This is a genomic window from Faecalitalea cylindroides ATCC 27803 (genome assembly GCF_000469305.1).
Taxonomy (GTDB): domain Bacteria; phylum Bacillota_I; class Bacilli_A; order Erysipelotrichales; family Erysipelotrichaceae; genus Faecalitalea; species Faecalitalea cylindroides.
Map to the genome: position 1 here is coordinate 1 of NZ_KI270993.1, position 14,180 is coordinate 14,180.

13 protein-coding genes, 1 riboswitch and 1 other annotated feature are annotated in these 14,180 nt (G+C 33.7%); of the genes, 2 read left to right on the forward strand and 11 right to left on the reverse strand.

Translation table 11 applies throughout. The features are described from left to right. Positions 1-88: 88 nt before the first annotated feature. The 9 genes from alaS to HMPREF0367_RS10025 all read right to left on the reverse strand — a co-directional run bounded on the left by alaS (position 89) and on the right by HMPREF0367_RS10025 (position 10,389). A complete protein-coding gene (alaS, locus tag HMPREF0367_RS04890) occupies positions 89-2,716 on the reverse strand; it encodes an alanine--tRNA ligase (protein ID WP_035401717.1) in 2,628 nt (875 codons plus the stop codon). A 38-nt stretch (positions 2,717-2,754) separates the two neighbouring features. Beyond that, positions 2,755-2,944 (reverse strand) — a binding site (T-box leader). Positions 2,945-3,009: 65 nt separating this feature from the next. Then, on the reverse strand, positions 3,010-3,690 hold the full coding sequence (locus tag HMPREF0367_RS04895; protein WP_035401722.1) for a RibD family protein: 681 nt from the start codon (positions 3,688-3,690) through the stop codon (positions 3,010-3,012). 104 nt (positions 3,691-3,794) lie between these two features. Beyond that, positions 3,795-4,532 (reverse strand): amino acid ABC transporter ATP-binding protein, encoded by a 738-nt coding sequence (locus tag HMPREF0367_RS04900; RefSeq protein ID WP_035401725.1) that lies wholly within the window; start codon positions 4,530-4,532, stop codon positions 3,795-3,797. A gap of 14 nt (positions 4,533-4,546) precedes the next feature. After that, positions 4,547-5,275: an amino acid ABC transporter permease gene (locus HMPREF0367_RS04905; protein WP_035401727.1), complete on the reverse strand. Its 729-nt coding sequence runs from the start codon at positions 5,273-5,275 to the stop codon at positions 4,547-4,549. Between the two features lie 2 nt (positions 5,276-5,277). Continuing rightward, positions 5,278-6,105: a transporter substrate-binding domain-containing protein gene (locus HMPREF0367_RS04910; RefSeq protein WP_035401730.1), complete on the reverse strand. Its 828-nt coding sequence runs from the start codon at positions 6,103-6,105 to the stop codon at positions 5,278-5,280. A gap of 74 nt (positions 6,106-6,179) precedes the next feature. Beyond that, positions 6,180-6,347, reverse strand: a riboswitch (Lysine riboswitch). A gap of 105 nt (positions 6,348-6,452) precedes the next feature. Next, on the reverse strand, positions 6,453-7,343 hold the full coding sequence (locus tag HMPREF0367_RS04915; RefSeq protein ID WP_169815936.1) for a diacylglycerol/lipid kinase family protein: 891 nt from the start codon (positions 7,341-7,343) through the stop codon (positions 6,453-6,455). Between the two features lie 4 nt (positions 7,344-7,347). Then, complete coding sequence (locus HMPREF0367_RS04920; RefSeq protein ID WP_035401735.1) at positions 7,348-8,877, reverse strand: LTA synthase family protein; 1,530 nt, start codon at positions 8,875-8,877, stop codon at positions 7,348-7,350. Between the two features lie 23 nt (positions 8,878-8,900). Next, a complete protein-coding gene (locus HMPREF0367_RS10860; RefSeq protein ID WP_081683636.1) occupies positions 8,901-9,308 on the reverse strand; it encodes a DUF2752 domain-containing protein in 408 nt (135 codons plus the stop codon). After that, the gene (locus HMPREF0367_RS10025; protein WP_051335180.1) at positions 9,286-10,389 is read right to left on the reverse strand and encodes a GYF domain-containing protein; all 1,104 of its coding nucleotides are present in this window, start codon (positions 10,387-10,389) and stop codon (positions 9,286-9,288) included. Before HMPREF0367_RS10025 ends, HMPREF0367_RS10860 begins: the two co-directional genes overlap by 23 nt. A gap of 138 nt (positions 10,390-10,527) precedes the next feature. Here HMPREF0367_RS10025 and HMPREF0367_RS04930 point away from each other — a divergent pair, with 138 nt between their 5' ends. Both HMPREF0367_RS04930 and HMPREF0367_RS04935 read left to right on the forward strand, forming a co-directional pair. Beyond that, positions 10,528-11,529 (forward strand): helix-turn-helix transcriptional regulator, encoded by a 1,002-nt coding sequence (locus HMPREF0367_RS04930; protein WP_035401739.1) that lies wholly within the window; start codon positions 10,528-10,530, stop codon positions 11,527-11,529. Between the two features lie 62 nt (positions 11,530-11,591). Then, positions 11,592-11,897 (forward strand): HIRAN domain-containing protein, encoded by a 306-nt coding sequence (locus HMPREF0367_RS04935; protein ID WP_035401742.1) that lies wholly within the window; start codon positions 11,592-11,594, stop codon positions 11,895-11,897. A 92-nt stretch (positions 11,898-11,989) separates the two neighbouring features. On the opposite strand, the gene HMPREF0367_RS04940 is transcribed toward HMPREF0367_RS04935, so the two are convergent. Continuing rightward, the gene (locus HMPREF0367_RS04940) at positions 11,990-13,639 is read right to left on the reverse strand and encodes an SWIM zinc finger family protein (protein WP_035401745.1); all 1,650 of its coding nucleotides are present in this window, start codon (positions 13,637-13,639) and stop codon (positions 11,990-11,992) included. Positions 13,640-13,947: 308 nt separating this feature from the next. After that, positions 13,948-14,180, reverse strand: a 233-nt coding sequence (locus HMPREF0367_RS10625; protein WP_035401748.1) for a hypothetical protein, incomplete at its 5' end; no start/stop codon positions are given.

The window sequence follows — 14,180 nt, forward strand, 5'->3', positions numbered from 1 at the left end:
ACACCGGAAATGACCAAAATGACAAAAAAAAGATCGAAAAAATATCTAAAAAATATAAATTCGATCTTTATTACAACTAATAATATAATTAAATGTTTGCTAATTCTGATTTAATTGCTTCAAATGCTTCATTTAATTTAGAAATATCTTTTCCACCTGCTTGTGCCATATCCGGTTTTCCACCACCGTTACCTGAGCATAATTGAGCAGCTTTTTTAACTAACTGACCTGCGTGAACACCTTTTGAAACAGCATCTTTTCCAGCTCCAGATACAAAGACGATCTTATCATTTGAAACATTTCCAAAGAAACATACGATATTTGGATCTTTTGCCTTCAAATTTGATACGATATCTTTTAAAGCGCCTGCATCCATACCTTCAACTTTTTTGATCAATGCATTTACCGAACCCAAAGAAACCGTTTCATTTACCCATTCATTTGATTTAAGGGCAAAGATTTGATTCTTTAACTGTTCAATTTCTTTTTGAAGAGCATGCATATTCTGGTAAGCTGCATCCACCTTTGTATCAATGTTCTTAATACCTTTTTGTTTTGCGCTGATTGCAATATTTTCTAACATATTCTTTTCTGAAGCACATTCTTTATAAGCCTGGTATCCTGTCTTAGCTACGATTCGACGAGCATCCGAACCAATGCTTTCTTCACTAATAATCTTGCATAGACCAATCTGTGATGTATTCTCAACATGGCATCCAGCACAGAACTCTTTAGAAACATCGCCCATAGTAACAACACGAACGCGATCTCCGTATTTTTCATTGAATAAAGCTGTTGCTCCTGATTTTTTAGCTTCTTCAATATCCATGATCTCTTTTGTAACAGGATATGCTCCAGCAATATACTGATTTACTAAATCTTCAATTTCATCTAGTTGTTTTGTTGTTAACTTTTCAAAATGATTGAAATCAAAACGCAAGTATTCATCACATACATAGCTTCCGGCCTGATGAATATGCTCTCCTACAACTTCCTTCAATGCACTTTGTAAAAGGTGAGTACAAGAGTGGTTTGCGGTTGTAGCTTTTCGTTTTGCTTCATCTACATGACAATGTAGGCTCATACCTACTTCCAAGATTCCACTTTCAATTTCTACACTGTGAATATGTTGTTTGTTTCTTGCCTTTTGAACATCCGTTACTTTGCACATTACACCATCTGCACTTAATGTACCTGCATCGGCAACCTGTCCACCACTCTCTGCATAGAAACAAGTCGTATCTAGAATTACCTGACCTTCATCTGACAAAGTATCAACCATATGTCCATCTTTGAATAAAGCAATGATCTTGCCATCGCATTCCATATGATCGTATCCAATGAATGTACTTTCCTGTGTAAAGTTCATCAATTCAGCATTTTGTGTAGCGAAAGAATCTTTTGTATTACGAGCATTACGAGCACGTTCTTTCTGTTTGTTCATTTCCACATCAAATTCTTCACGAGATACTTCAAGCCCACTCTCAGAAGCAATTTCCTGTGTTAGTTCAAATGGGAATCCATATGTATCGTAAAGTTTAAATACAACTTCACCACTTAGTTTTCCATCTTTTGCCTTTGAAATCTCTTCATCTAAAAGAGCCTGTCCATTCTTCAATGTTTTCTTGAATGTATCTTCTTCTACTTTGATCAGTTTCTGATTGAATTCAACATGTTCCTGTAAATAAGGATAGAAATCCTGCATCGTGTCTGCAACAACTGGTACCAATTTATATAAGAATGCATCTTCCAGTCCTAATTTTAAACCAAAGCGCACAGCACGTCTTAGAACACGGCGCAATACATAACCACGTCCACTATTTGAGAAGTTTGCACCATCACTTAAGGCAAACGTTAAAGTACGAATATGATCGGCAATGACACGATATGCCATCTTATATTCTCCTTCATAAGGATATTTTGCCAATTTTTCTGTTGCGTGAATGATTGGAAGGAACAAGTCTGTATCAAAGTTTGTTTCCCCATCCTGGATCAAGGCAACGAGTCTTTCTAGACCCATTCCTGTATCGATATTTTTTTGAGGTAGTTCTTTATAATCTTTACGATCTAACTCAGGATCACAATCATATTGTGAGAATACAACGTTCCAAACTTCTACATAACGATCATTTTCCATTTCTTCAAAGAACATTTTTTCTCCAAGACCTTCTGGATCATATTTTTCACCACGGTCAAAGAAGATTTCTGAGTCTGGTCCACCTGGCCCTTTTCCAATTTCCCAGAAGTTATCATATGTCTTTAAGATATGACTAGGATCTACTTTACATACTTCTGTCCAGATCTTATATGCCTGATCATCATCTGTATACACAGATACATATAGTTTATCTTTATCAATTCCCATCCATTCTTCGCTTGTTAAGAATTCCCATGCAAATGGAATGGCTTCTTCTTTAAAGTAATCACCAATTGAGAAGTTTCCTAACATCTCAAAGAAAGTGTGGTGTCTGGCTGTCCTACCAACATTTTCAATATCGTTTGTACGAATACTTTTTTGTGCATTGGCAATACGGTTACAACGAGGTTTTTCACTACCATCAAAATACTTTTTCAAAGCAGCCACACCTGCATTGATCCACAACAAAGTTGGATCATTATTAGGAACAAGGCTTGCTCCTGGTTCAATCATATGACCTTTGCTTTTAAAGTAATCCAAAAACATCTGGCGAACTTGATTTCCGGTTAAATATTTCATGTTTTCTTCCTCCATCCAAATAAAAAAACGTTCCTATATCTAGGAACGTTATTAACGCGGTACCATCCTAGTTCATCTTTTATAAGATGCCCTTAATTATCGTTAACGCTGACTAAGCGGTTTTAACTCCAAAGTAGCTTCCTTAACAGACCCTTGTAAAGTTTCCACCAAACACTTTATCTCTTCATTTCCAGATCTATCAGTACTTATCTTCTTCACTGTCAAACTATGCACATTCTATCATTCTTTATTTATTTTTACAAGAAAACAATGTTTAAAAATAGCTATGCACTTTATTCTACTGTCTTATAACGAATCCATACAGCACCACTTTTAAAAGTTTCAACATCTTTTAAGGATAAAGAGATAACGGGTTGATCTATATCAAATCCATCAAATACACCAGGCATACCTTTTCTTCCGTCAATGCCTGCACCAATTAAAATACTAACTTCATCCAGTAGACCAGCTTTTAGAAAAGCACCATTTATTACAGCTCCCCCTACAACTGCCATTCTTTCTACATGAAATTCTTCATAGAGAATTTTAGACGCCTTTACTAAATCTGTCGTATTTTTTCCACATACGATCCAAGAGATATTTTGTTCATCTAAATAGTTTAAATATTCTTTTGTGACTTGTTCACTGGTGATGATCAACAATGGTTTTTCATCCCCATTTTCTTTTTCCCACAATAATTCTCCCTTGGAATCGACGACTACTTCATAGCCTTTGGCATCCACCTTCTTAGAAAACCCTTCTTTTCCATAGATTTCTAAATTCTTAGAAACATATTTGCCAGATAAAGCCATTTCTAGTTCAGCGGTTCTTTTTCCACTGACTGTCGTATCTGCATCTAACTTAGCTAATGTTTCATAATAATCTTCAACACCTTTTAACTGTTCTGTCATAACACAATCAATTCTTCCATCCACAGAAGACATCATATGACAAATAATATATGGTTTATTCATATCGCACCTTCGCAGGATTAGTGTATACCTAAAGTCAACTTCACCTTCAAGCCTTTTCAACAAAAAAAGTTTGACTCACTCTTGAAATCAAACTTTTACTTCTATTAACGATTTGAATATCTAGATAAGAATTGTTTTGTTCTTTCCTGTTTTGGATTATTAAAGATTTCATCTGGTGTTCCCTGTTCAGCGATTATACCTTGATCCATGAAGATCACACGATCACTTACTTCTTTGGCAAACTGCATTTCGTGAGTAACGATGACCATGGTTAGTCCATGATTAGCCAAATCTTTCATTACATCCAAAACACCGCCAACCATTTCAGGGTCTAGAGCACTTGTTGGTTCATCAAACAACAGAACTTCTGGATCCATGCAAAGAGCTCTTGCGATGGCAACACGTTGTTTTTGTCCACCAGATAGTTTCGTACTTGCCTTATTGGCAAACTCAAACATACCAACTTCTTTTAAATATTTTTCAGCTTTTGCGCGCGCTTCTTCTTTTGAACGCTTTAAGACTTTGATCTGTCCAATCATACAGTTCTCAATAACACTTAAATTGTTAAAAAGATTGAAACTCTGGAATACCATTCCTACTTTAGATCGATATTGATTTACATCATTTCCGTTATCTAAGATATTTTTTCCATGATAAAGGATGTTTCCTCCATCCATTCTTTCTAATAAGTTAATGCAGCGCAGCATTGTTGATTTCCCGCTACCACTTGAACCGATGACCGTAACAACTTCCCCTTTATGGATATCAAAGCTAACATCATTTAAGACCTTAAGATTTCCAAAGTGTTTTTGAAGATGTTGAATTTGAATAATTTCATTCATTTTTCATGGTCCTCCTAACTGCAAAAATCCATTGATTTGGTCTTGCGTTCTTCATCAAGACGTCCTTCAAGGAAGTTCAACAAGAAGCTTGCCAAAGTTGTCAAGACTAGATAAATCAAAGCAGAAACAAGGAATGTTTCAATGTATTGATAATTTGATCCGGCAACAGATGTTGTCTGGAAGTAAAGTTCTGTTACACCAATAACATTTAACATAGAACTGTCTTTGATATTTACGATCAACTGGTTACCAATTGATGGGAATGTATTTTTGATTGCCTGAGGGAAAACGATGAAGATCAAAGTCTGGATTGTTGTCATCCCTAAACTTTTTGCGGCTTCATTCTGTCCATTATCCACTGATTGAATACCAGCACGAATAATTTCAGCCATATAAGCTCCTGTATTAATTGAAATAATAACTAAACCAGCAACAAATGGTGTCCACTGTAATACAGGTCTTAATAAGTAGTAAACAAACATAGCCTGAACCATCATTGGAGTTCCACGAAACACCCAAATATAGAAACTTGTGATCCAGCGTCCTATATGCTTGATTGCTTTTACCGGACCATTATCATAATCATTGATTTCAATAGCACGAATACCACCAACTAAAAGTCCAATCAAAAAACCAACCAAAGTACCAATCAGGGCAAACAATAAAGTATTCCCTATTCCATATAGAAATAGGGAAATATTTTCCTGAAAGATTTCTAGAGCTCTAGGAAAATTAATACTCATGATTATTCTCCTGCGGGCTGATTCTGTACAGCTTCGCTCATCCACTCTTTACGAGTCTCTGTATCTAAGTTATCTAAAGCTTTCTGAACTTTTTTGAAGAAATCTGAATCTCTTGTTCCTTCTTTTAATGCGATTGAAACAGTTGTATCCGCTTCAAAACCTTTTCCTTCATCAAATTGAACAACTGTTAAATCTGGGTTTGCAGCAATTACACCTTCAGCAACTGCCATTTCAGCTGTAATACCATCTACATCGCCTTGTTGTAGAGCAACGATCATTTCACCATACTGTTGTTTTGGTGTTACGTGGTTAACGCCCTGGATCTGATCGATCACATCATCGTAGTTTGTTCCTTTTTGACCTACAACATTCTTGCCTGAGAACTGTTGAATATCTGTATATGTTGCTTCTTCACTGTCTTTTCTTACGATCATGATCATACCTTCGCTATCATAGTAAGGTGTTGTAAAATCAGCTCCCTGTTCACGTTCATCATTAGCTGTCATACCAGCAATAACCGCATCGATTTCTCCAGAATCAAGTGCTGGTAATAAACCATCCCATGAAATCGTTTTTATTTCTAGATCCATTCCCAGCTCATCAGCGATATATTGAGCGACACGAACATCATAACCATCTGCATATCCACTAGAACCTAAAGGAACTGAAGTATCTGTTTCAGTACTTGTTTTCCAGTTAAATGGTGCATAGGCACATTCCATACCGACTACGAAAGTGTCTTTATCTTCTGTTGTTTCTGTGTTACCTCCAGAAGCACAGCCTGTCAAGGCTAGGGCAGCTACCGCTGCAGCAGCAAGTAATTTTTTCATATCTCTTTTCCTTTCTGAATCGGTGAATAAATAGAAAAGCTATGCGTTATCGCATAGCTTGTAATGTCCCTTCGCTATAAGATAACCCCTCTTCAAAGTTTGAAGGAGTGTATTAGGTATTCCCTAATACCCCAGGGATAAGGTTGCCACCTTATGTCCTTCGGCAATGATTACCTTTCCTGCACTTCTTAGTTTGCCAACTCCATGCAGTACTCTGATGCATTGCTACCTCTATCTTCATCCGATTTACTTGTATGAATACATTATAAATAAATATACTAATATGTCAACACCTTTTTAAAGAAAAATGTAAATATTTTTCTTTTTGTTTTGAAAATTCTTTCATCTTAACAAATAATCTTTAAAGCTCTTGGTACAACCTGTATTTCAGCTTTGTCTCTTTCTTTGCCTTTTTCCCCATCCAAGGTCCACTTCATTGGCTCATCGGCTTCAATCGTTATATGTTTAGCTTGATACCGTGTTACATATTTTCCATTTACAGATGGATTTAAAAGTCCAACTGGATAATTATACAGTTCTAATAAATTTGGCGTATGTTCTACTAGGATTACATTCAATGTGCCATCTTTCATGGCATCATCACTTTTTTCCACAAGATCAAATCCAGAAACACGGACGCCGTTGATAATAAGCCCAAACATTAAATCTTTTTCAATTTCCTGTCCATCAATATTCATCTTTACATGATAGGGCTTTAGATTTGGTAGTAAAGAAACCGCCTTGATGACATAGGCTAGATTGCCTAAAACATGTTTTAATTCCTGGTCCGTTTCAAAAGATACTTCACAAATCATTCCAAAACCAGCCACATAGTTAAAGTATTGATGATTGATCTTACCTAGATCAAATACATCTACTTTCCCTTCACAAACCGTTTTAGCAGCTTCTTCTAAATTAGTACTTAAATTAAAGTTAGCGCCAAAATCATTCATGGTTCCAGAAGGAATATATCCTAATAACGGCTTCTTCTCTAATTGGATTAAAGCATTTGTAGCTTCATTTAATGTTCCATCTCCACCACTAATAACTACGATATCATAATTTTCTGCATATTTAAGAATATAGTCATATGCATCCATTGGTGCTTGTGTTATATATGTTTCCACAAATAAATCATGTTTTGAAAATTGATCCAAAGCATTTAAAATTTGTCCCTTTGAACGATTTTTTCCAGAAACCGGGTTAATGATAAATAACAGTTTTTTTCTTTCATCCATATAACTACTTCTTTCCAATTCCATATAAAATATTTTTATCGTAATAATTTGAATGTTTCTGTAACTGAGCATCCAGCTCTTCTACACCCATGATTTCTGCCAATGTTCTTTCATCCGTAAATAAATTTGTTCCCAGCGCTAAGCGATTGGAATCAAAAGTTACACCTAAAGATGCCAAAGTGGTTGGAAATAAATCCACGGTAGATATTATACGACTTTCATTAGAAACCGGCGCTATAGCTGGATTAATGATCGTAAAATATCCTTTTCTTTGATATCCACTTTCCTCAATGGAATCAAACCATGTTGTATCCATGCTTTTATGATCTCCTGCAATCACAATTGTCGTATTGGCATAGAAAGGTTGTTGCTGAATCCAGGATATAAACTCTCCGACATGTCGACTTGAGCAGGAAATGACATTAGAGTATTGATCACCCCAAAGATCAATACATTCCTGACAAGGATATCCACCGGTAAAATGTGTATCCGCAGTCAACATTGTGAAATTAAACGGCTGTCCATTCGCTGCCAAAGATGTCAATTCATTCTTGGCATATTCGAACAGTTTTACATCTTCATAGCCCCACCAAGTATAATAATCTTGTTCTAGCCAACCTCTTTTCTTAACTTCATTGATATCTACAATATTATAGTTACCATGTTGTTCAAAATAGTATTTTCTACCGCCAAATTCTGCATCTGAACCAAGCAACAGTTCATTAACATATCCATTATCTTCTAAAATTTCGCCTATTGAATAGGCTCCATTTAAAAAGTTTCCTTCGCTGATATAGCTATTTCCATCTACAGGAATGTTTAATGGGATTCCACTTGTCTGGCCAACCATTGCAGCTACAGTCCAACCATTCCCTGATAATACATTAAATCCATCATTAGCTACATTGCCTCCTGAAAAAGTAAGATTATTATTAGCTAGATTTGTCAGCTCAGGAATCAAATTATTTTCCATTGCACCCCCATTGGCTATATCTTCATAAGTTGTTTCCATGGACTCTAAGAAAATATAAATCAAGTTTCTTTTCTGCTCTGGGAATGTATAGTTCACACTTTGAGGATTTACATAATAATCTTCATAAATGGTAGAAGGATGAAGCATTCCGTCAATATAATCATCCGCATTGACACTAATTGCACAATATTGAATCCCTAATCCAAAAGAAACCACACTGCATACAACAAGAATCGCATTAATAATGATTCCTTTTTTTGAACGAATCTTTTCTGAAAACTGTGCTTGAATGATAAATAATAAAACTAATATTAAAGTTAAAATTGTTGGGAATGGTAAGCATTCCTGAATAAAGCTTTGAACATAGTTAACTGTATCCGTGGATTCCACTGGTGCAAGCATATGGAAAATCACCTGTTCAAATGGAATATCACCAAATGTTTCAGGAACCCACTCGGCAACCTGTATTAATAAAAGACCTAAAAATACGAGTAAAATAATGAAAAAATATAGTAAAAACTTTAAAACTGGTTTCGAATACTTTTTCATTTTTTCTTTCATATCTCTACATCCTTTCTAATCATTTAAAAATGTATATCAAAAATTAGACTAAATATGCTTGTTTCATCATAGACCATAGGTATATCAGGAAAAACAAAGATCATACGATACACATAATATAGGATCATGGCAATTCCCCATATCAATAAAAGTCTATCTCTAATTTTCTTATTCTGTCTATAAGACAAAAAAAGACACACAACAAAAACGATGATCGTTGGTATCAGTAAAGCATGATAATACAAGGAGGTACTAAGATTTCCCTTTACAAAGAGCCAGTAGCTACTCGTTATTATATTACAACCAGGACAGGGAAATCCAGTGATTTTTTGAATAGGACAGTGGTATCCGATTACAATAACAAAAAGGAGCAACAACAAGATTGCCCCTATTCCACTCACTACTTTTTTAAGCATAACGTTGAATATCATTTAATGTACTTTGAAGGATACAATTTGAGATTAGTCCAAGACCAAATATACAAAGAAGCATCATAACCAAACTATTATCTTCTACATAATATCCATTATCAAATTGTAACTGTTTTACAAGCTTTCCGACTTTCCAATAAAAATAAATTCCATATAGCCCACATGTAATGATATATAATAATATGACCATTCCGGCATCTTGTCCTGTTGGTTTTTGTTGTGCTGCATTCAATGTGTTTACATCTTTAGCCAACCGATAGATCCAATATAAATTATAGATACCACAAGTTACAATACTTAAGATAATACAAACCGGAATACTTCTTGTCTCAATAAAAATCTTATTCGTATTTCCATTTGCGTAATTATTAAATCCACCCGATCCAGATCGTCGATCAAATAAAGTAGAATCCTTACAATGGATCCAATCCATCATTCCGGATCTCCATACATAAGTATTCGCCGTTATGATACCCTCTTTAATAAATTGTACCATCTCTTCTTCTGTATAAGGTCCCATTTGTTGGTTTGAACTGTTCACATAGAACCAGGAAGCATCTTCAGATGTTGTTTCTGTTTTTGTATTTGCGTCTCCTTTTTGAAGATATGCAGCTAAATCCGAGTTCTTTAAATAGATCCAATCTTTTAAACCAGATTTCCATACATAGGTATTTCCATAAATAGTCTTATTTTCAATCAAATCTTCCATTTCTTCTACAGAGAATGGACCTACAGATTGATTATTTGAAACATAGTACCAAATTTTATTAGAATGCGTTTCTTCCTCTTTTGTTTCTTTAGTTTCTTCTTGAACTTCTTCTACTGTGTCTTCTTCGTTTGTTTCACTTGTTTCTTCTAAAGATTCTGAATCTTCCTTTACTTCGTCCTGCGTTTCAATTTCATCTTCAGTAACTTTCTGTGTTTCCGGCTCATCTGTAACAGTTTCCTGAACCACTTCTTCTTTAATATCTTCTACTTCATTATTTTCTAATTCACTTTCTTTACTTTCCAAAGGAGTCCCACACTCCAAGCAGAATTTTGCATCTTCTGGTAATTCTTTTTTACATTTTGGACAAATCATTTTTGTTCCTCCTTTTGTTAAAGATATATATGATTATAAACTATATTTATCATACTGGCAAACGACTCTATTAACAATTAACGTTATTATTTACGTTAATAAAAGTACGTGGTATCCTTCAATTAAAGGAGAATGCTTATGGCTTACACACAAAAAGGCGAAAATCAAAAATTAAAGATGTTATATCTGGTTAAGTTATTTTATGAGGAAACGGATGATTTTCATGCATTAACTATGCCAGAAATCATCGAAAAACTCTCAGAATATGGAGTAAATGCAGACAGAAAAACATTATATAAAGATATTGATGAATTAAAACAATTTGGCTTTGATATCATTTCTCAACGAAGTGGTAAAAATTACTATTATTCTTTAGCTAGTCGTGAATTTGAGTTACCGGAATTAAAGCTTCTTGTAGATTCCGTTCAGTCAGCTAAATTCATTACAGACAAAAAATCAAAAGAGCTTATCAAAAAATTAGAGTCTCTTGTCAGTAGATATGAAGGAAAGCAATTACAAAGACAAGTTGTAATTGCCGGTCGAGTTAAAACAATCAATGAAAGCATTTACTATAACGTAGACATGATTCATGAAGCAATCAATAAAGAATGTCAAATTGAATTTCAATATTTCCAATGGAATATCCATAAAGAAATGGAATTAAGAAAAAACGGAAAAATTTATCGAATCAGTCCCTGGGCTTTAATGTGGGACGATGAAAACTACTATTTGGTTGCTTATGATGAAGAAGATTCAAAAATAAAACACTATCGAGTTGATAAAATGCTACATACTGCAATCACCCAGATTCCTCGTAAAGGCCAGGAAGCTTTCGCAAGATTTGAAATGCCAAAATACACCAAAAGTTTATTTGGTATGTTTGGTGGAAAAGAAACCAAAGTTACAATTGAAGCAGGCAACGATAAAGCCGGCATTTTAATCGATCGATTTGGTAAAGATATTATGTTATTTCCTATAGATAAAGATTATTTTAAAACAACCATTACTGTTGCCGTCAGTAAACAATTCTTAAGTTGGATCATATCTTTAGGATCAGGGATTAAAATTGTTTCTCCAGATGAGGTAGTCAATCTAATGAAAGATGAAATCCAACGTTTATATAACGATTATTTTGAATAAGTCCAATTTTTTGTACACATCTTTCTTTACAATAAAAGTGTAAAGAAAAGGAGTTGTTATTTATGAAACCAATTTATTTTACCATTACAGGTACAAGTCATTATTTTGGATCCAGCTTTATGAAGTTAGGTATGCAAGTACGGTTAATTAAAGACATTCATAACGAATTTGATAATGAAGCCATTGCGGTTAAAATGGATGGTTTAGGTAAAATTGGTTATGTAGCCAACAGCCGCTACACCGTTCTAGGAGAAAGCTATAGTGCAGGTCGCTTATATGACAAGATCAGCAAAAAGGCAACCGGTACTGTTTTATATGTCTTAGACAATGGTGTTCTTTGCCGTTTAAACGAATTTTCGCTTAAATAGAATTTTTTATTATGAAGATTGTCGACCTTTTTATCCGATGTTAGAGGACTTTTGCCATGAGTCCTCTATTTTTTTACTTTTGATAAATATCCTTACTCATCACTTAAAGCTTGATAAACTACCTGCAGTTCTTCCTGCATCGCCCTTCTTGATGAATATAAACGACTCCAATGATAAAGCATTTCTCTTACTACTTGACTTCCAGTATCATACTCCATCATATGAATCATCGTATTTGCCCATTCTTTATACACATTTCGATTTGCTGCGAGCTGTGCATTTTTTTCCAAAATTTCTTTATAGACTTGCACAATATCTGCTTCAAATTCTTGAGGTATCTGTTTTTCATACATGTTTAGAAAATTAAGATCTGAACGCATTGATAAATTCTTCAACAAAGATTTCCAGTTTTGTTCTTCTACATATAGCTTTAACAGAAAGTCATCATAACTAAATTCTGAAAATATCTCAAAACGGACTTCTCGAAACTCTTCTTTTGAATATAGATTTTTCAGTTCTCTATATGTTTCAATATCGCGATAACTCTTTATAAGTTCTCTTAAAAAGACTTTTAATGTTTCAATATCTTCTTGATTTATCAATAATTCCTTATATAGAAGTTTATATCTTTTTCTTGGACCATATTCTTGGCATGTCTTTAAACTTTCTTCTAAGAGCTCTCGAGCTTTTGCATACTGTTCTTTATCCATGAATCGTTTGATTTGCCAATGTTTAATACAATCTAAATTTTGATGATTTTGTATCATTGCATCTAGTATTTGTTCATTTAACCCTTTTTCATAGGCCAACTTTAAAAACAAGCTCACAAAGTTTACCGCTCTTTGTTTTAAAGCAGGATAAATATTATATTCTATCTCTTTTGTCCATAGATTCATTTCATTGCGAAAAACATCTACATACTCCATGTTGTTAAAACTTTGAACAATGATATCCATAATTTCATCACGTTTTTCAACACGATTTAACAAATATATCAACATATTTTCTTTATGATTCTTTTCTAATTTTTCTAAGAAATGCTTAATTTCCTGTGAAAGAAAATCAAAGGAACAATTCGTCTCATATGCCATTGTATCAATTAACCATTGTAAAAATACGGTTCCATTTTCTAGTTCATTATGATCAATATATAAAGATATCATTCTATGAATATATTCATTTAATTCTTGTTCTTTGTCTGGATTTCTTATTAGCTTCCTTGCATCATTCATATATGAAGTTTGAGATAATTCAATTAATGAAGTCTCTAGTACATCTTTATACATAGACTTATAACTAGGATCACGCTTTAATACTTCCAGTGCTAAAAATCGTAGTTTCTCAATATCTGTTTCTTCTTTCAAAAGATTTAAAGTTATATCATCTACCGTCTGGCTGTTTCTATAGCCATACACCTCATCATATATATCTACATTTTCATAATCATAGTCATCATAATATTCATCTTGATACTCTTCAGCTTCACATTCCTCTTGTGTATATTCATACAAAGTTGCTGCCATATGTTTACATAAATGACCATCTTGAGCATATGGACAACTACAATACATTGAAATCACTTCATCATTTTCAATGTCAATTACTACTTCATATTCTTCAGTTCCCTCAACAATAGATTCAATATGATCATCATAAACCTTTAAATCTTCTACTGCCCCAGATAAATAATAATTATATCCTCTAATTAATATTCTCTCTTGAAATTTTGATTGCCACTCCATACATATCCTCTTTCTTTCAATTAATTGATCTGTTTGATTAGCTTAAACAGCTAAATATTTAAAACATCTTTTTCCAATTAATTCTACAAAATACTTATTCAATATAAGAATCAAAGAATGTAATAAGACATGCCTCAGCATATTTATAAAATAAACATACCAATTTATCCTAAGCAAAGGCATCATTGTAAACATAACCCCCCTATTCGGATATTGTTTATTAAAATAAAATGAATAAAACACACATCAAATTAGAATCGTATAATCAAGAATAGTAGTATCATTTCTAAAAAGCTGATCAATTCATGTTAAGCTTTAATAAAGTATCCCCCTGTTTTCTTTGACCCTCTATATTCGATATATCCATGTATCTTTCTTTTTATTGAATTTCTTATTTGATTTTCATTTACCCGAATATTGTCATTCGTTAAGTTTCGTAAAATCTCTGGAACTTTAATTCCCGGATTATTATGAATGGCTTTTAATATTATTAAATCCAATTCATTTATTCGGTCATTTATTTGGTCATTTATTTGGTCAT

What these genes read in the sequence shown, in the direction of transcription:
- HMPREF0367_RS04895 (WP_035401722.1), bottom strand. Translation starts at nt 3,690, where the DNA reads ATGAATAAACCATATATTATTTGTCATATGATGTCTTCTGTGGATGGA.
- HMPREF0367_RS04900 (WP_035401725.1), bottom strand. Translation starts at nt 4,532, where the DNA reads ATGAATGAAATTATTCAAATTCAACATCTTCAAAAACACTTTGGAAAT.
- HMPREF0367_RS04935 (WP_035401742.1), top strand. Translation starts at nt 11,592, where the DNA reads ATGAAACCAATTTATTTTACCATTACAGGTACAAGTCATTATTTTGGA.
- HMPREF0367_RS04940 (WP_035401745.1), bottom strand. Translation starts at nt 13,639, where the DNA reads ATGGAGTGGCAATCAAAATTTCAAGAGAGAATATTAATTAGAGGATAT.
- HMPREF0367_RS04910 (WP_035401730.1), bottom strand. Translation starts at nt 6,105, where the DNA reads ATGAAAAAATTACTTGCTGCTGCAGCGGTAGCTGCCCTAGCCTTGACA.
- HMPREF0367_RS04905 (WP_035401727.1), bottom strand. Translation starts at nt 5,275, where the DNA reads ATGAGTATTAATTTTCCTAGAGCTCTAGAAATCTTTCAGGAAAATATT.
- HMPREF0367_RS10025 (WP_051335180.1), bottom strand. Translation starts at nt 10,389, where the DNA reads ATGATTTGTCCAAAATGTAAAAAAGAATTACCAGAAGATGCAAAATTC.
- HMPREF0367_RS04915 (WP_169815936.1), bottom strand. Translation starts at nt 7,343, where the DNA reads ATGGATGAAAGAAAAAAACTGTTATTTATCATTAACCCGGTTTCTGGA.
- HMPREF0367_RS04930 (WP_035401739.1), top strand. Translation starts at nt 10,528, where the DNA reads ATGGCTTACACACAAAAAGGCGAAAATCAAAAATTAAAGATGTTATAT.
- HMPREF0367_RS10860 (WP_081683636.1), bottom strand. Translation starts at nt 9,308, where the DNA reads ATGATATTCAACGTTATGCTTAAAAAAGTAGTGAGTGGAATAGGGGCA.
- alaS (WP_035401717.1), bottom strand. Translation starts at nt 2,716, where the DNA reads ATGAAATATTTAACCGGAAATCAAGTTCGCCAGATGTTTTTGGATTAC.
- HMPREF0367_RS04920 (WP_035401735.1), bottom strand. Translation starts at nt 8,877, where the DNA reads ATGAAAGAAAAAATGAAAAAGTATTCGAAACCAGTTTTAAAGTTTTTA.